At 73.0% G+C, this 16,725-nt stretch carries 12 protein-coding genes and 1 pseudogene; 6 read left to right on the top strand and 7 right to left on the bottom strand.

What is annotated here, in order from left to right; genetic code table 11:
- Nucleotide 1: 1 nt before the first annotated feature.
- Complete coding sequence (locus F1615_RS09420) at nt 2–1,267, top strand: NAD(P)-binding domain-containing protein (RefSeq protein ID WP_149548609.1); 1,266 nt, start codon at nt 2–4, stop codon at nt 1,265–1,267.
- 105 nt (nt 1,268–1,372) lie between these two features.
- Here the strand turns inward: F1615_RS09420 and F1615_RS09415 are convergent, their stop codons facing one another.
- The 5 genes and pseudogenes from F1615_RS09415 to F1615_RS09395 all read right to left on the bottom strand — a co-directional run.
- Nucleotides 1,373–2,308 carry a chaplin gene (locus F1615_RS09415; protein ID WP_244328676.1) on the bottom strand — a complete coding sequence of 312 codons (936 nt, stop codon included), beginning with the start codon at nt 2,306–2,308 and terminating at the stop codon, nt 1,373–1,375.
- 164 nt (nt 2,309–2,472) lie between these two features.
- Complete coding sequence (locus F1615_RS09410) at nt 2,473–3,363, bottom strand: ABC transporter permease (protein WP_149548430.1); 891 nt, start codon at nt 3,361–3,363, stop codon at nt 2,473–2,475.
- The gene (locus F1615_RS09405; RefSeq protein ID WP_149548429.1) at nt 3,360–6,014 is read right to left on the bottom strand and encodes an alpha/beta fold hydrolase; all 2,655 of its coding nucleotides are present in this window, start codon (nt 6,012–6,014) and stop codon (nt 3,360–3,362) included. Before F1615_RS09405 ends, F1615_RS09410 begins: the two co-directional genes overlap by 4 nt.
- Before the next feature lie 131 nt (nt 6,015–6,145).
- Nucleotides 6,146–7,648 carry a CoA-acylating methylmalonate-semialdehyde dehydrogenase gene (gene mmsA / locus F1615_RS09400; protein WP_149548428.1) on the bottom strand — a complete coding sequence of 501 codons (1,503 nt, stop codon included), beginning with the start codon at nt 7,646–7,648 and terminating at the stop codon, nt 6,146–6,148.
- 197 nt (nt 7,649–7,845) lie between these two features.
- Nucleotides 7,846–7,938: pseudogene (locus tag F1615_RS09395) on the bottom strand (5-deoxy-glucuronate isomerase); the annotation flags it as partial.
- A gap of 228 nt (nt 7,939–8,166) precedes the next feature.
- Between F1615_RS09395 and F1615_RS09390 the strand changes: the two are divergent.
- The gene (locus F1615_RS09390; protein ID WP_149548427.1) at nt 8,167–8,700 is read left to right on the top strand and encodes a hypothetical protein; all 534 of its coding nucleotides are present in this window, start codon (nt 8,167–8,169) and stop codon (nt 8,698–8,700) included.
- 273 nt (nt 8,701–8,973) lie between these two features.
- Nucleotides 8,974–9,174 (top strand): helix-turn-helix transcriptional regulator, encoded by a 201-nt coding sequence (locus F1615_RS09385; RefSeq protein ID WP_037935437.1) that lies wholly within the window; start codon nt 8,974–8,976, stop codon nt 9,172–9,174.
- An 88-nt stretch (nt 9,175–9,262) separates the two neighbouring features.
- On the opposite strand, the gene F1615_RS09380 is transcribed toward F1615_RS09385, so the two are convergent.
- The gene (locus F1615_RS09380; protein ID WP_149548426.1) at nt 9,263–10,306 is read right to left on the bottom strand and encodes a zinc-dependent alcohol dehydrogenase family protein; all 1,044 of its coding nucleotides are present in this window, start codon (nt 10,304–10,306) and stop codon (nt 9,263–9,265) included.
- Nucleotides 10,307–10,348: 42 nt separating this feature from the next.
- The gene (locus tag F1615_RS09375) at nt 10,349–12,631 is read right to left on the bottom strand and encodes an MMPL family transporter (RefSeq protein WP_149548425.1); all 2,283 of its coding nucleotides are present in this window, start codon (nt 12,629–12,631) and stop codon (nt 10,349–10,351) included.
- 209 nt (nt 12,632–12,840) lie between these two features.
- Here F1615_RS09375 and F1615_RS09370 point away from each other — a divergent pair, with 209 nt between their 5' ends.
- The 3 genes from F1615_RS09370 to F1615_RS09360 all read left to right on the top strand — a co-directional run bounded on the left by F1615_RS09370 (nt 12,841) and on the right by F1615_RS09360 (nt 16,175).
- Nucleotides 12,841–13,488, top strand: a complete 648-nt coding sequence (locus F1615_RS09370; protein ID WP_149548424.1) for a TetR family transcriptional regulator — start codon at nt 12,841–12,843, stop codon at nt 13,486–13,488.
- A gap of 89 nt (nt 13,489–13,577) precedes the next feature.
- The gene (locus F1615_RS09365; RefSeq protein ID WP_149548423.1) at nt 13,578–13,817 is read left to right on the top strand and encodes a heavy-metal-associated domain-containing protein; all 240 of its coding nucleotides are present in this window, start codon (nt 13,578–13,580) and stop codon (nt 13,815–13,817) included.
- 108 nt (nt 13,818–13,925) lie between these two features.
- Nucleotides 13,926–16,175 (top strand): heavy metal translocating P-type ATPase, encoded by a 2,250-nt coding sequence (locus F1615_RS09360; RefSeq protein ID WP_149548422.1) that lies wholly within the window; start codon nt 13,926–13,928, stop codon nt 16,173–16,175.
- The last annotated feature ends 550 nt before the right edge of the window (nt 16,176–16,725 follow it).

Genomic DNA, 16,725 nt, shown 5'->3' with positions numbered 1-16,725 from the left:
GATGCATGACCTCCTGGTGGTGGGCGCGGGTCCGTACGGTCTGTCGATCGCGTCCCACGCCGCGGCCGCCGGACTGAACCTGCGTGTGTTCGGCCGGCCCATGGCGTCCTGGCGTGACCACATGCCCGCCGGCATGTTCCTGAAGTCGGAGCCGTGGGCGTCCAACCTCTCCGACCCGGCCGGACGCTGGCGGCTGGACGCGTACTGCGCGGAGCAGGGCATGACGGCGCGTCACGCCGAACCGATCCCGGTGGAGGCGTTCGCCTCGTACGGCCTGTGGTTCGCCCGCAACGCCGTGCCGGCGGTGGACGAGCGCACGATCACGCGGGTGTCGTCCGGCCCGGACGGTTTCACGGCGGTCACCGAGGACGGGGAGTCGCTGCACGCGCGGGCGGTGGCGCTGGCGGTCGGGGTGATGCCGTTCATCGAGGTGCCGGCCGCCCTGCGCGGGCTGCACCCCACGCTGGTGACGCACAGCAGCCACCACAGCGATCTGGGCCACTTCCAGGGCAAGGACGTCACGGTGATCGGCGGCGGCCAGGCGGCCCTGGAGACGGCGGCGCTCCTCGCCGAACAGGGCACGCGGGTCCGGGTGCTGGCACGGGCGGAGCGTCTGCGGTGGAACGACGTCCCGCCGGCCTGGGAGCGCTCCTGGTGGCAGTCGGTCCGCTCGCCGCACAGCGGCCTCGGTCCCGGCTGGCGGAACTGGTTCTACTCCGAGCGCCCCGGTCTGTTCCGGCGGCTGCCGGAGGCGACGCGTTCACGGATCGCGGCCACGGCGCTGGGCCCGGCCGGCGCGTGGTGGGTGCGGGACCGCGTGGAGCGGGCGGTGGACCTGCTGCCGGGCCACGAGGTGACCGCGGCCGCCGCGGTGCCGGGCGGGCTGCGGCTGGACCTCACCGACCGTGCCGGTGCCCGGCGCAGCCTGGAGACCGAGCACGTCATCGCCGCCACGGGGTTCAAGGCGCACCGCGACCGGCTCGGACTGCTCTCCGCGGAGCTGCGCGGGACGCTGGCGGCGCTGCCCGACGGCTCCCCGGCACTCGGTCACAGCTTCGAGTCCTCGCACCCCGGTCTGTTCTTCGCCGGCCTGGTGACCGCGTCCGGTTTCGGCCCGGCGATGCGCTTCGTGCACGGCGCCACGTTCACGGCGTCGACGCTGGTCCAGGGGGTGCGCCGGCGGCTCGGGGCGGCCCCGGTGCGCGGCACGGTTCCCGTGCCGGGGAGCGGCCACCGCAGCGGGACGCCGTCGCCGGTGCGCGGCTGAGGCGGGAGCACGACGAAACGTCCCCCGGACCTGGTCGGTCCGGGGGACGTTCTCGCTGGAAGGGGGCGGGTGCCGGGCGGGGGCGGGTCCGGCACCCGACGACGGCTACCGGCGGGCGGGACGGCCGCGGCGGTACAGCATCGCACCGCCCGTGAGCAGCACGGCACCGGCGGCCGAGGCGGCCATCAGGCCGTCACTGCCGGTCTCCGCCAGGTGCGGCGGGTTCCCGGGCTCCTGCTCGGCCGGCGGCTCCTCCTCGCGGGTCGGAGGCGTCTTCACCTTGGCGGGAGGCTCGGGCTTCTCCTTGTCCTTCTCCTTCTCCTTGTCCTTCTCCTCCTTGTGACCCGACTCGTTGACGCAGGTGTTGCCGCTGGCGTCGTTGAACAGGCCGACGAGGTTGACGCTGTTGCCGCAGGCGTTCAGCGACAGGTCGATGGGCGCCTGGATGAGGTTCCCGGACAGCACGCCGGGCGAGCCCTTGGCGGCGCCCACCGCGTGCGCGCCGCCGCTCTCGGCGTGCGAGGCGTCCGACGCGGGCTCCCCGTAGGAGGAGTGCGCCGAGCGGTCCGCGGACTTCTTCTCGCCGTGGGAGCCGTCGGAGATGTTGGCGCAGGTGTTGTCGGTCGCGCTGTTGAGCGCCGCGGCACCGTTGACGGAGTTGCCGCAGGCGTTCACCGGAGCGTGGACCGGTGCCTGCACGTTGTTCCCGGAGATCACACCGGGCGAGCCCTTGGTGCCGCCGACCGCGTGGGCACCGCCGCCCGCGGATTCACCGTGCTTGTCACCGGACGTGCCGGAGCTGTTGACACACGTGTTGTCGGACGCCTCGTTCAGCGCGCCGAACGCGGTGACGGTGTTGCCGCAGGCGTTCACCGGCACGTGGACCGGTGCCTGCACGTTGTTCCCGGACAGCACACCGGGAGAATCCTCGGCACCGCCCCCCGCGAACGAGTCGGCGAGGGCGGGGGTTCCGTACAGGGACAGAATGCCCGTGGCGGCGGCGGCCGCCGCGAACACTCCCCTGCTCAGATTCTGTCGCAATGTGGTTGTCTTCCTGCTTGAAGAGTTGGGAGCGGCCACGCGTTCTGGCCCTCCGCTGCCGCATGGCCTACTCCCTCATCAACCCGACTCGGCGGAATCGGTTGCGCAGGTTCACCCGGTTGGCCCGCCCGCGGTCCTGCGCCGGGGCACCACGGGGCGGTTCGTCAGGACACCACGTCCTTGCGCACGAACCCGCGGAACGCCAGCGCGAACAGCACGAGTGCGTAGGTCACGGAGACCGCCGCGCCCTGGATCATGCCGGACCACTCCGGGCTCGGCTGGACGGCGTCCGCCCAGGCGAACTGCCAGTGCGCGGGCAGGAAGTGCCGCCAGTCGCCGAGGGCGGTGACGGCGTCCAGCACATTGCCGACGATGGTCAGGCCGACGGCGCCGCCGACCGCGCCCAGCGGGGCGTCGGTGCGGGTGGACAGCCAGAACGCGAGCCCGGCGGTGACCAGCTGCGACACGAATAGGTACGCCACGACCACGACGAGCCGCTGCGCCGCCGTCCCCGGGTCCAGCGCGCCGCCGGTGGGGATCTGCAGCGGGCCCCAGCCGTAGGCGGCCGTGCCGACGGCGAGCGCCACCACCGGGAGCAGCACCATCGCGGCGAGGCTCAGCCCCAGTCCGACGATCAGCTTGGACCACAGCAGCCGCATCCGGGGCACGGGCGCGGCGAGCAGGTAGCGCAGGGAGGACCAGCCGGCCTCCGAGGCGACCGTGTCCCCGCAGAACAGGGCGACGGGGATGACGAGCAGGAAGCCCGCCGACACGAACAGGTTCACGGCGGCGAAGTTGGCGCCGGACGCGGTGGCCGTGTCCATCAGGTTCACCCGGCCGCCCGGACGGTCGGGCTCGCCGCCGATGGCGAAGGCGATCACCAGCACGAACGGCAGGAGGGCGAGGATCGCGCCCATGACGAAGGTGCGGCGGCGCTTCAGCTGGCGGACCAGCTCCACCCGCAACGGCAGGGTGCGGCCCGCGCGGTAGCCGTCGGCCACCTCGACGGGACCGGCCGGCCGGGCGGGCTCGTTCCGCTCGGTGAGCGTGCTCATGCGGAACCTCCGATCAGGGTGAGGAAGGCGTCCTCGAGGCGGCGGTGCGGGCCGACCGACGCCACGGGCACCTCGAGCCGGACCAGTTCGGCGACCAGGCGCGGGGCGGTGCCGTCGGCGTCGAGCCGGACCAGCAGCCCCTCGTCGGTGCGGACGGCCGAGGCGACGCCCGGCAGCGCGGCGATCTTCTCGGCGACCGGCTCGTCCACGGGGGTCACGGTGCCGACGAGCAGGGTGTCGCCGGAGCCGACGATCTCATGCACGGGGCCGGCCTGGACGAGCCGCCCGCGGTCCATGACGACGAGGTGGGTGCAGGACTGTTCGACCTCGGACAGCAGATGACTGGAGACGATCACCGTGCGCCCGGCCGCGGCGTACCGGATCATCACCTCGCGCATCTCGCGGATCTGTGGCGGGTCGAGGCCGTTGGTCGGCTCGTCAAGGATGAGCAGGTCCGGGAGGCCGAGCATGGCCTGGGCGATGGCGAGGCGCTGCCGCATGCCCTGGGAGTAGGTGCGCACCGCGCGGGCGAGGGCGTCGCCGAGGCCGGCGATCTCCAGGGCCTCCTCGAGATGCGCGTCCTCGGGCGGGCGGCCGGTGGCCCGCCAGTACAGCTCCAGGTTCTCCCGGCCGGACAGGTGCGGCAGGAAGCCCGCGCCCTCGACGAACGCGCCGACCCGGGACAGCACCGGGGCGCCGGGGCGGATGGCGTGGCCGAAGACACGGATCTCGCCGTCGTCGGGCCCGATGAGGCCCATCAGCATGCGCAGGGTGGTGGTCTTGCCCGCGCCGTTCGGGCCGAGGAGGCCGAGTACCTGGCCCTTCTCGACGCGGAACGACAGGTCCCGCACCGCGTACCGGTCAGAGGAACGGGCGTAGCGCTTGCTCAGGCCGGTGATCTGGAGCGGGACGCCGGCCAGTGCGGAGTCGGGGGCCGGGGCGGTGGTGCGGCGGCGGCCGGTCAGCAGCAGCGCGAGGGCGATCAGGGCGCCGGTGACCGGCAGCCACACCACCCACGCGGGCAGCGGGGCGGCGGCGGTGCTCACGTCCGGCGCGGTGGGCACGGTGAGGTCGCTCTTCAGGGACACGGTGTACGTCGCCGGGGTGGCCGGTGAGGCGTAGCCGAGGTCGGTGGAGGCGAGGACGAGGCGCAGGCGGTGGCCCTTTTGGACCTCGTGGTCGACGGCGGGGAGGGTGAGGGTCACGTCCCTGCCGGACCGGGCGTCCTCGACGCGGACCGGCGCGACCAGCTGCGAGGGCAGCACCTGTTGGCGGCCGTCCGGGCCGACGTCGTACACCTTGCCGAACAGGACGGCGTCGTCGCTGGTGGACTTCACGCGCACGGTGACGGTCGGTGATCCGGTGATCCGCAGGTCGCCGGTGACCGGGGCGGACTCGAAGCGGGCGTGCTGGCCGGGGAAGTCCAGGGAGATCCCGACGCCGAGCGAGGAGAGCTGGGCGAGTCCGCCGGAGCCGCCGAGGCCGGGCAGGGCGGAGACGGCGGGCGGGCTGGCGCCGGCCGGGTTGGCGAAGCTCTGTTCGCGTCCGGTGAGGGGGAGGGACCGGGGGCCGTTCGTCAGCCCCGGGTAGGTGTCGGCGCTCGCGCCGTTCAGCACGGCCTGTCCGTCGGTGGAGTCGACGCCCCCGGTGCGGGTGACGCGGAAGGCGGGGCCGGTGTCGGCGTTCTTCTCGCCCTTCAGATGGCGGTCGAACCAGGTGCGCACCCGCTGGCGCACGCGGTCCGTCTCCGGGTCGCCGCCGTCGTGTCCGCCCGCGATCCAGTCCACGTCGACGGGGGCGCCGTTGGCGCGGATCGCCCGCGCGGCGGCGTCGGCCTGGCCGAGCGGGAAGAGGGAGTCCGACTGGCCCTGCACCAGGAGGGTGGGCACGTCGATGCGGTCGGCGACGGCGGACGGCGAACGCGCCTCGAGGAGCTCGCGCGCCTCGGCGTCCGGGACGCCCGACTCCGCGACCCGTTCGTACATCTCGCACAGCGCCGGCTCGAACTTCTCGCAGCCGCCGCCGGAGTTGACGAAGACGCCGGCCCACAGCTGCTTGAACACGCCGTTCGGGAAGAGCGCGTCGGCGAGGTCGAAGTAGGTGATCGCCGGGGCGATGGCGTCGACCCGGTCGTCGTACCCGGCGCCGAGCAGGGCGATGGCGCCGCCGTAGGAGCCGCCGGCCATGCCGACGCGCGGGTCGCCGTCCCCGTCGAGCCGCACCTCGGGACGGTCCGCCAGCCAGTCGATCAGCCGGGACACGTCGGCGACCTCGCCCTCCGGGTCGTTCAGCCCGATCTTCCCGGTGGACCCGCCGAAGCCGCGGGCGGACCAGGTGAGCACGGCGTAGCCGTCGCGCGCGAGGTCCTCGGCCTGCCGCCGCACGTCGTCCTTGCTGCCGCCGAAGCCGTGCCCGAGCAGGACGGCGGGGCGGCGGCCGCCGGGTCCGGCGGTGAAGTACGAGGTGTCGATCCGCACCCCGTCGCCCACGGCCATGACCCGGTCGGCACGGCGGACCGCGGGTACGTCGTCCGAGGCGACGGCGGTCCAGGTACCGGCGCCGGCGAGCACGACGACGGCGGCCGCGGCGGCGGTGAGCCGTCGCGGCCGCCGTGACCGCAGCCACCGCGATCCGGGCAGTCGAAGATCCATGCGTCAACGGTACGGGGTCGACCTGTCGCCCAGGTGTCGACCGGAGACCGAACCGCGGCACCTCCGACAGGCGTACGTGCCCACCGCCGCGTACCGCGTCCGTGGTACGCGGCGGTGCGGGGCCGTCCCGTTCAGTGGTTGCGCGGGAAGCCCAGGTCGACGCCGGCCGGGGCGTCCGCCGGGTCGGGCCAGCGGGTGGTGACGACCTTGCCGCGGGTGTAGAAGTGCGTGCCGTCGTTGCCGTAGATGTGGTGGTCGCCGAAGAGGGAGTCCTTCCAGCCACCGAAGGAGTGGTAGCCGACGGGGACCGGGATCGGCACGTTCACGCCGACCATCCCGGCTTCGACCTCCATCTGGAAGCGGCGGGCCGCGCCGCCGTCCCGGGTGAAGATCGCGGTGCCGTTGCCGAACGGCGAACCGTTGACGATGTCCAGGGCCTCCTCGTAGGTCTCGGTGCGCAGCACGCACAGGACGGGGCCGAAGATCTCGTCCTGGTAGGCCTTGGCGGACGTCGGCACCCTGTCGAGGAGCGAGATGCCGATCCAGTGGCCGTTCTCGTGCCCGTCCACCGTGTAGCCGGTGCCGTCCAGGACGACCTCGGCGCCCTCGTCCGCCGCGCCGGCCACGTAGGAGGCGACCTTGTCGCGGTGGGCCTTGGTGATCAGCGGACCCATCTCGGAGGCCGGGTCGCTGCCGGGGCCGATCTTGATCTTCTCGGCGCGCTCGCGGATCTTCTCCACCAGCGTGTCGCCGATCGCGCCGACGGCGACGACCGCGGAGATCGCCATGCAGCGCTCGCCGGCCGAGCCGTAGGCCGCGGAGACGGCCGCGTCGGCCGCCGCGTCGAGGTCGGCGTCGGGCAGGACCAGCATGTGGTTCTTGGCGCCGCCGAGGGCCTGGACGCGCTTGCCGTTCGCGGAGGCGGTGGTGTGGATGTAGCGGGCGATCGGGGTGGAGCCGACGAAGGAGACGGCCTTGACGTCGGGGTGCTCCAGGAGGCGGTCGACGGCCACCTTGTCGCCGTGGACGACGTTGAACACGCCGTCCGGCAGTCCGGCCTCCGCCAGCAGTTCGGCGATGCGGATGGAGGCGGAGGGGTCCTTCTCGCTCGGCTTGAGCACGAACGTGTTGCCGCAGGCGATGGCGAGGGGGAACATCCACATCGGCACCATGGCCGGGAAGTTGAACGGCGTGATGCCCGCGACCACGCCCAGCGGCTGGCGGATCGACGCGACGTCGACGCGGGTGGCGACCTGCGTGGACAGCTCGCCCTTGAGCTGCACGCTGATGCCGCACGCCAGGTCGACGATCTCGAGGCCGCGCGCGACCTCACCGAGGGCGTCGGAGTGCACCTTGCCGTGCTCGGCGGTGATCAGCTCGGCGATCTCGTCGCGGTGGGCGTCGAGCAGCGCGCGGAACGCGAAGAGGATGGAGGTGCGGGCGGCCAGCGAGGACTGGCCCCAGCTCAGGTACGCCTCCTTGGCGGCGGCGACCGCGGCGTCCACCTCCTCGACCGAGGCGAACGCGACCTTGGTGGTGACCTCGCCGGTCGCCGGGTCGGTGACCGGCCCGTAGTTCCCCGAGGCGCCTTCGGCGGTCCTGCCGCCGATCCAGTGGTTGACGATCTTCGTCATGACCCAGAACTCCTTCACAGATGGCGGCGTCGGGTGGAGACGTGCCGTTCGTACAGCTCATGCGTTCCGGCCGCGGACACGCGTGCCGCGGCCCGGGCCGTGCCTCCATCCCACCAGTCCCCACGCCCCGGACGGGCCCGACACAGTGTCGGCCGTTCGGGTCGGAGAGTGGACACATGGGACCTCGGCGATGTCGGCGGAACCTCCGGCGCGGGGCCGCGGCGGGCGGGGAGTCGTCGCTCGCACTTCGCTCCTGCCAAAGCGAAGCGGTCTCCCGCGCCGGAGGCGATCGGTGGGGTCCCGGGGAGGGCGCTCCCCGGGGACGTACGGACAGGGGAGACGTACGGCTCGGTCCCACGACGCCCGTACGCCATCGTGGTCCCTTCGCTCGTACGGCTCTCCCCGGTTTCTAGCCCCGGGTGCGAAGCCCTGTCAATGTTTTGTCCGGACATTCGGACGAAAACATGGAGGTCTCTTCCGGATCCGGTTGTCAGTGCCCGCGGATAACGTGCGGTGGCATGCCGAACGCGTACACCGCCCTGTGGACCAATGACCTGTGCAAGGCCCTTGCCCGCGAGGGCTACGCGGGTGAGCGCCTGACCGTGATGTTCGGCGGGCCGCACCAGTCGCTGCCGAGCTTTCTGCGCGCCGGGGTGCGCCCGGGCGACGTGATCCATCCGATCCGGGTCTTCCGCAAGCGGATGTGGGTGCTCGGGGCGATGGAGGTGGGGCGCGTCCTGGACTACGACACCGTGGGCGAGGAACTGGCGATGGAGGACTACCTCCGGCTCATCCACTGGAAACCGCTGAAGGCAGGCTGTGTCAGCGAGGTCGTCGTCGGGCCGCCCGGCAGCCCGCTCACCTTCGACCGCCCCGTCCCGCCCGACCTGCTGGCCCGGCTCACCTACCGGTCACGACGGGGCGAGCGGCAGATCAGGCACGTGGTGGACGGCGAACTGCGCAGCGCGGTGAGCGTGCACGGCATCTACCGGCTGGCCCCGGAGTCCGCCGCCGAACTGAACGCGCTGGTACGGGAGTCGCGCACCGCGTGACACCGCGCGCTGCCAGGGAACGCGGCGGATGTCAATGCGCCCCGCCGGTGAGCCGGTGTGCGCCTGTGCGTCACTCTTGTCACAAACACTCCCGTGCTGTCACGGACGTCACGCCTGCGCGGGCCTTCCGTCACACCCGGCGCACAGCCCCTGCCCTGCCGTCGGCCGGTCTCGTTCACCGGTCACAACGCATGCCTGATCACCAGCGCCGCACCCGGCTCCCCCTGACGGCCGCTCCCGGCCGCCTCCGCGGTGCGCGCGGGGAGGAAAGCCATGACCGACCGACGGCTGTGGTCCTACAAGGACATCGCGGCACACATCAAGGTGCAGCCGGACACCGTGCGTTCCTACCGGAAGCACGGTCTGCTGCCCCCGCCGGACCATGTGGAGGGCGGCAAGCCCTACTGGTACGCCGACACCGTCCGCACCTGGGTCGCCGCCCGCCCGGGCAACCGGGGCCGCAGAGCCGACTAGGCCCTGTCCGGCGGACCCCCCGGACATGAGCAGCCGTGCCCCGCCCGGTGGGCGGGGCACGGCTGCTCGTCCGTGGGGCCGGCCGCGCTCAGCTCCACGGCTCGATGACCGTCACGCCCGCGCCCGGGGCCGTCCCCATGGCGGCCAGGGCCGCCGGGGCGGCGTCCAGTCCGATCGTGGACGTCACCAGCAGGTCGGGGCGGAGCACGCCCGCGCGGACCAGTTCCAGCATCGGGGGGTAGGTGTGCGCGGCCATGCCGTGGCTGCCCAGGAGTTCCAGTTCCAGCGCGATGGCGCGGGCCATGGGGACGGGTGTGGTGCCCGTCGGTGAGGGCAGCAGGCCGACCTGGACGTGACGGCCGCGGCGGCGCAGGGAGCCCACCGAGGCGGCGCAGGTGGCGGGCGCGCCGAGGGCGTCCAGCGAGAGGTGGGCGCCCCCGCCGGTGAGGTCGCGGACCGCCTCGGCCGGGTCCCGCACGGCGGAGGCGTCCACGCGTTCCGCCGCGCCGAACCGCCGCGCCAGGTCGAGCGCCCCGGGTGACACGTCGACGGCGACGACGCGCGCGCCGGCCGCCGCCGCGATCATCACGGCCGACAGTCCGACCCCGCCGCAGCCGTGCACGGCGACCCACTCCCCCGCCGCCACCCGGCCCTGCTGCACCACGGCCCGGTAGGCCGTGGCGAAACGGCAGCCGAGGGAGGCGGCCGTCGCGAAGGACATCCCCTCGGGTACCGCGACCAGGTTCACGTCGGCGTGGTCGAGCGCCACGTAGTGGGCGAAGGAACCCCAGTGCGTGAAGCCGGGCTGGGTCTGCCGCTCGCACACCTGCTGGTCGCCGGCCGCGCAGGCGGGGCAGGAACCGCAGGCGCAGACGAACGGGACGGTGACCCGGTCCCCGGCACGCCAGCCGGTGACCCGCGCGCCGGCCGCCTCGACGACGCCGGCGAGTTCGTGACCGGGGACGTGCGGGAGCGCGATGTCCGGGTCGTGGCCCTGCCAGCCGTGCCAGTCGCTGCGGCACAGGCCGGTGGCCTCGACGCGGACCACGACTCCGTGCTCCGCGGGCTCCGGGTCCGCGACCTCCCGCACCCCGGCCGGTTCCCCGTACCGCTCGAACACCACCGCCCGCATGTCTGGTCCCGCCTTCCGGTGATCGTCGCTTCCCACGGAACGCTATCCCCGGGCCTCCACCGTGTCGCGGGCGCCCTCCGTCTCCTTGTCGTGGCCGGTGGCGGACTCCTTGTCCGGGTCGGTGTCGGAGCCGGCCGCGGCTTCCGCGGTGCCCGCCGGTGTCCGCACCGACTCCCCCTCGCTCAGCCCGAACCGCTCGTGGAACCGGCGCAGCGGGCCCGGGGCCCACCAGGTCGCGCGGCCCGTGAGGCGCATGACCGAGGGGACCAGGAGGCTGCGGACGATCATCGCGTCCATGAGCACCGCCAGCGCGATGCCCAGGCCGAGCATCTTGGTGTTGGTCACGCGCGAGGTGCCGATCGCGACCATGACCACCGCGAGGATGACCGCCGCCGCGGTGATCAGCCCTCCCGTGCGCTGCAGCCCGTGCCGCACCGCCTGTTCGTGGTCGCCGCCGTGGTCGTGCTCCTCCTTGATGCGGGACAGCAGGAACACGCCGTAGTCCATGGAGAGTCCGAAGGCCACGCAGAACATCAGGACCGGGAGCGTGGTCTCTATCGAGCCGGTGGTGGTGAAGCCGAGCAGGCCGGAGAGATGACCGTCCTGGAAGACCCAGACCACGGCGCCGAACATCGCCGTGAGGCTGAGCGCGTTGAGCACCACCGCCTGCACCGGTATCAGCACGCTGCCGGTGAGCAGGAAGACCAGGAGCAGGGTGACGACCACGATGAAGGCGGCCGCCGCGGGGATGCGGTCGCCGAGGGCGTCCTTGGAGTCGACCAGGACGGCCGCCGCACCGGTCACGCTGGTGTCGAACGGGGCGTCCACCGCGCGGAGATCGCCCACCAGCCGCTGGGCGGGGTCGTCGACCGCCTCCCCCTCGGGCAGGACGGTGAAGTAGGCCGTGTCGCCCTTCACCAGCGGCCCGTCGACCCGCACCACCTCGGGCAGGGCGGCGACGCGCTCCTTGTAGGCGGCGTACTGCGCCTGTGTCGCGGGGCCCTCGGCGAGGACGTCGAGGCCGCCGCCGGGGCTGCCCGGGAATCCCTCGCGGATGTGCTGCTGCACCGTGTGCGACTCGGCGGTGGAGGGCAGCTGGCGGTCGTCCGCGGTGCCGAACCTCACGCCGAGGAAGGGCAGCCCCAGCAGCACCAGCACGGCCGTGGTGCCGAGGGCGAAGAACGGGGCGCGGCGCATCACCAGCGTGGCCGCACGGCCCCAGGCGGCGCCCTCCTCGTCGGGCCGCTTCCCGGCCGGCCGCCCGCGCCGGAGCAGCGTGCGAAGGTCGAGGGAGTTGACCCGGTGGCCCAGCAGTACCAGGGCGGCGGGGAGCAGGATCAGGGCGGCCGCCGCGGCCAGCAGCACCACGGCGATCCCGGCGTAGGCGAAGGAGCGCAGGAAGTACTGCGGGAAGAGCAGCATCGCCGCCAGGGACACCGCGACGGTGAGGGCGGAGAACAGCACCGTGCGGCCGGCGGTGCGCAGGGTGGTGCCGACGGCCGTGAGCGGTTCGGCGCCGGTGGACAGCTCCTCGCGGAAGCGGCGGACGATGAAGAGGGCGTAGTCGATCGCCAGGCCGAGTCCGAGGGCGGTGGTGAGGTTCATCGCGAAGACCGAGACGTCGGTGAACTCGGTGAGGCCGCGCAGCACCGCGTTGGTGCCGAGGATCGCGACGATGCCGATGCCGAGGGGCAGCAGGGCCGCGACGGCGCTGCCGAAGACCATCACCAGCAGCACGAGCGTCACGGGCAGGGCGATCAGCTCGGCCCGCAGCAGGTCCTCCTGGATGATCGCCTGCATCTCGTGCCGCACGGCGACCGGGCCGCCGACCCTCACCTCCACGACGCCCTGTTCGCCCCGGAAGGACGGCGCGATGCGGTCCAGCGTCCTGCCCATGGCGGTCTCGTCGCCCGTGAGGCGGGCGGCGATCAGCGCCTCGTGTCCGTCCTCGGCGCGCAGGGCGGGCGACCGCGACTGCCAGTAGGATCCGACGCCGGTGACGCCCCGCTCCCCGGCCAGGCGCTCGGCGAGCCGCCCGGCCTCGGCGGCGACGGCCGGATCGTCGACCGAGGCGTCCCCCGCGTCCACCAGCAGCAGGAGGTTGGGCTGGGCCTCGGGGAACTCGCGCTCGAGCGCCTTGGTCGCATAGCTGGACTCGGCGTCCGGGTCCTCCCAGCCGCCGCTGCCCATGCGGTCGGCGACGCCGCCGCCGGCCAGGACCGCGAGCACGGTGAGCACCAGGGCCGCCAGCAGGGCGAGGCGGGGCCGGGCGGTCACGAAGCGGGTCCAGCCCCCCACGCGCGGCCCCTCGTTGACTTCGGTCATCCTGCGGTGTCCCCTTCACCGTGGACCATGCCGCGTGCCCCGGGTGTCCCGCGCCTTCCCGGGCCTGTGCGGCCCCGGACGCTCGCGGGCGGGCGGCATGGCTGTGCCATTGCCATAGACTGGCAAACACGAGAGATCGCTCGCGTTTCACAAGAATGCGAGTGGCCGCTCGTGTTTGTCAATCGCGTGCCGAGAGCTGGGGATAACGCGTGCCCGACAAGACCGAGAAGCCCGGGAAGCAGCAGGCGGCCGACGAGCGGCCGGTCCGCAGGCAGGCGCGCGGCGAACGCCGTATCGCGCAACTGCTCGAAGCCGCCGCCTCCGTCTTCTGCACGACCGGCTACACGGCCGCCAGCACCAACGCCATCGCGCGCGAGGCGGGCGTCTCACCGGGCACGCTGTACCAGTTCTTCCCGAACAAGGAAGCGATCGCCATCGAGCTGGGCAGCAGGCTCATGCACCGGATGCGGGAGACGTACGGCGAGGCACTCGCGCCGCTGGATCCCGCCACCCCGCTGGAGGAGGCCGTCACGGCGGCCGTCGACCGGTTCATCGACTTCAACTGCCGCAATCCGGTCTTCTTCGCGCTGATGCACGGCCCCGACATCCCCGGCCGCATGGCCGAGGAGCACGACGCCCTGCACGCCACCCTGATCACCAGGGTCGAGACGCTGCTCACCCCGTTCGTGCCCGGGATGCCCACCGCCGAGGTCAACCGCGTCGCCCAGGTCTGTGTGGGGATCTACAAGGCCGGCCTGGAACTGGTCCTCGCCCACGAGGGCGCCGAGCGCGAGGCGTACGTCCAGGAGCTGAAGAACGTGCTCGTCCGGTATCTCGGCGCGCTCGTCGTGGATTAATACCCCCTAGGGGTATAGCCTGAAGAGTGTGGCCCCCATGGGCCCCACCGATCCCGCCACAAGCCCTACGCCCGACGAGGAGTAACGACATGACCTCCCAGACCGACACCCAGGGTTCCGTCACCACCGTCTACAAGGTGAGCGGGATGAGCTGCGGGCACTGCGAGGGCGCCGTCTCCGGCGAGATCTCCGCGATCCCCGGTGTCAGCTCGGTGGCGGCCGTCGCCGCCTCCGGCGAGGTGACCGTGGTCTCCGCGGCACCCCTCGACGAGGAGGCCGTGCGCGCCGCCGTCGACGAGGCCGGCTATGAGCTGGCCGGCACGGTCTGAGCCCCCGGCGGAACCACCGCGTGGCGTGAACCGGGCCGTACCGGCCACCCGTCCCCTGCGGCCCGGCCGCCGCCCGCACCGGATCCCGGACGTTTCTGGAGTACGGACATGACCAGCACCACCGCCCCCGAGGCACCGGCCGCCGAGCAGCCGGCGGTCTCGGAGGTCGAGCTGCTCATCGGCGGGATGACCTGCGCCTCCTGCGCGGCCCGCGTCGAGAAGAAGCTCAACCGCATGGACGGCGTCACCGCCACGGTGAACTACGCGACGGAGAGGGCCCGGATCACCTACCCGCCGGGCATCGAGGTCACCGACCTGATCTCCACGGTGGTGCGCACCGGGTACACCGCCGAGGAGCCCGCGCCCCCGCGGGACGAGAGCGACGAGACCTCCGCCGCGGAGGCCGACCCCGAACTGGCGGCCCTGCGCCGGCGCCTGACCGTCTCCGCGCTGCTCGCCCTCCCGGTCGTCCTGCTGGCGATGGTCCCGCCCCTGCAGTTCGACAACTGGCAGTGGCTCTCGCTCACCCTGGCCGCACCCGTCGTGGTCTGGGGCGCCGCCCCCTTCCACCGGGCCGCCTGGACCAACCTCCGGCACGGCGCGGCCACGATGGACACCCTGGTCTCCGTCGGCACGCTCGCCGCGTTCGGCTGGTCCCTGTGGGCGCTGTTCCTCGGCGACGCGGGCATGCCCGGCATGCGCCACCCCTTCGAGCTCGCCGTCTCGCGTGCCGACGGCGCCTCCACGATCTACCTGGAGGTCGCCGCGGGCGTCACCGCCTTCATCCTGCTCGGCCGCTACCTCGAGGCCCGCTCCAAGCGGCGCGCGGGGGCGGCGCTGCGGGCGCTGATGGAGCTGGGCGCCAAGGACGTGGCGGTGCTCCGCGAGGGACGCGAGGTGCGGATCCCGGCGGAGCGGCTGGCCGTGGGCGACCGGTTCGTCGTGCGCCCCGGGGAGAAGATCGCCACCGACGGCACGGTGCTGGAGGGCACCTCCGCCGTGGACACCTCCATGCTGACCGGCGAGTCCGTGCCGGTGGACGTCACCGAGGGCGACACCGTCACCGGCGCCACGGTCAACGCGGGCGGCCGGCTCGTCGTCGAGGCCACCCGGATCGGCGCCGACACCCGGCTCGCGCGGATGGCGCGGATGGTGGAGGAGGCGCAGAACGGCAAGGCGCAGGTGCAGCGCCTCGCCGACCGGATCTCCGGTGTCTTCGTCCCCGTGGTGCTGCTGATCGCGGTCGCCACCTTCGGCGGGTGGCTCGGCGCCACCGGCGACACGGTCGCCGCGTTCACCGCTGCCGTCGCCGTGCTGATCATCGCCTGCCCCTGCGCCCTCGGGCTCGCCACGCCGACCGCGCTGATGGTGGGCACCGGGCGCGGCGCCCAGCTCGGCATCCTCATCAAGGGCCCCGAGGTCCTGGAGTCCACCCGCCGCGTCGACACCGTCGTCCTGGACAAGACCGGCACCGTGACCACCGGACGGATGTCCCTGCAGGAGGTGTCCACCGCCGAGGGCACGGACGAGCGGCTGCTGCTGCGGCTCGCGGGCGCCCTGGAACACGCCTCCGAGCACCCCGTCGCCCGGGCGATCGCCGCGGGCGCCGAGGAACGGGCCGGTGCGCTTCCGGAGGCCGACCACTTCGAGAACGTCCCCGGCCGGGGCGTGCGCGGGCGCGTGGAGGGCCATGAGGTCGCCGTGGGACGCCTCTTCGACGAGGTGCCCCCGGAGCTGGCCCGGGCGCGGGAGGAGGCCGAGCGCGCGGGGCGTACGGCCGTACTGGCCGGCTGGGACGGCGTGGCGCGCGGTGTCCTCGCCGTCGCCGACGCCGTGAAGGAGACCAGCGCGGAGGCGGTGCGCGACCTGCGTGCGCTGGGGCTCACGCCGGTGCTGCTGACCGGCGACAACAGGACCGTGGCCGAGGCGGTGGCACGGGCCGTGGGCATCGACCAGGTGATCGCCGAGGTGCTGCCCGAGGACAAGGCCGACGTCGTGCGCCGGCTGCAGAAGGAGGGGCGCAGCGTCGCCATGGTCGGCGACGGCGTCAACGACGCGGCCGCGCTGGCTGTCGCTGATCTGGGTCTCGCGATGGGCACCGGCACGGACGCGGCGATCGAGGCGGGCGACCTCACCCTGGTCCGCGGCGACCTGCGGGTGACGGCGGACGCGATACGGCTGTCCCGCCGGACCCTGGCCACCATCAAGGGCAATCTCGTCTGGGCCTTCGGCTACAACGTCGCCGCGCTGCCGCTGGCCGCCGCCGGACTGCTGAACCCCATGATCGCCGGTGCCGCCATGGCCTTCTCCTCGGTGTTCGTGGTGACGAACAGCCTGCGGCTGCGGGCATTTCATTGAGGTCTCAAGTTGGGGTGCACCCCTGGAGTCCGGTACGACCCTCACATAAGCTCTTCACAAGGCTCGCGCATCTTCTCTACGCTTGAGTCCCGTGAGCGGTTTGCGGACTCTTGCGTAGCTTGAGGACTTATGCAAGAGACGCAGATCACAGTGATCTGAACGTAACCATCGAAGGGGTTCGAAGGTCTAAGTTGGCGATGTCGGGCAGCGTCTTGGGGGGCGCTTCCTGACAGCTGGGGATGTCTTGGGGGACTTTCCCAGAGATTGCGTTGCCGGGGCACGTACCAGCGGGAAGCTTTGAGCGGCCCTCCCGACCGTGCGCTGTCCCGGCAGACCGCACACCGACGAGTGCGGCGGGTTCAGGTCCGTCCGTACTCATACAGCGATTCAGGCGCTGTCCTCACAGGCGCCCGGCCGGATCCCGTGGGGGGAATCCGCACCGGGACATGGAAGGCGCCCTGGTTCGTCGGCCCGTGGGGGGACCGGCGGCCGGGGCGCCTTTTCCATGCGCGTGTTTTGGCACGCGTGTTCGACGACGAAGCCCCGCACA

It is taken from the genome of Streptomyces marokkonensis, from assembly GCF_008312835.1.
Classification (GTDB): Bacteria; Actinomycetota; Actinomycetes; order Streptomycetales; family Streptomycetaceae; genus Streptomyces; species Streptomyces marokkonensis_A.
This window is presented reverse-complemented; position numbering and strand designations above follow the sequence as displayed.

Excerpts from the sequence above, each read along its gene's own strand:
- F1615_RS09420 (WP_149548609.1), top strand. The coding sequence starts at position 2 with ATGCATGACCTCCTGGTGGTGGGCGCGGGTCCGTACGGTCTGTCGATC.
- F1615_RS09410 (WP_149548430.1), bottom strand. The coding sequence starts at position 3,363 with ATGAGCACGCTCACCGAGCGGAACGAGCCCGCCCGGCCGGCCGGTCCC.
- F1615_RS09405 (WP_149548429.1), bottom strand. The coding sequence starts at position 6,014 with ATGGATCTTCGACTGCCCGGATCGCGGTGGCTGCGGTCACGGCGGCCG.
- mmsA (WP_149548428.1), bottom strand. The coding sequence starts at position 7,648 with ATGACGAAGATCGTCAACCACTGGATCGGCGGCAGGACCGCCGAAGGC.
- F1615_RS09390 (WP_149548427.1), top strand. The coding sequence starts at position 8,167 with ATGCCGAACGCGTACACCGCCCTGTGGACCAATGACCTGTGCAAGGCC.
- F1615_RS09385 (WP_037935437.1), top strand. The coding sequence starts at position 8,974 with ATGACCGACCGACGGCTGTGGTCCTACAAGGACATCGCGGCACACATC.
- F1615_RS09380 (WP_149548426.1), bottom strand. The coding sequence starts at position 10,306 with ATGCGGGCGGTGGTGTTCGAGCGGTACGGGGAACCGGCCGGGGTGCGG.
- F1615_RS09375 (WP_149548425.1), bottom strand. The coding sequence starts at position 12,631 with ATGACCGAAGTCAACGAGGGGCCGCGCGTGGGGGGCTGGACCCGCTTC.
- F1615_RS09365 (WP_149548423.1), top strand. The coding sequence starts at position 13,578 with ATGACCTCCCAGACCGACACCCAGGGTTCCGTCACCACCGTCTACAAG.
- F1615_RS09360 (WP_149548422.1), top strand. The coding sequence starts at position 13,926 with ATGACCAGCACCACCGCCCCCGAGGCACCGGCCGCCGAGCAGCCGGCG.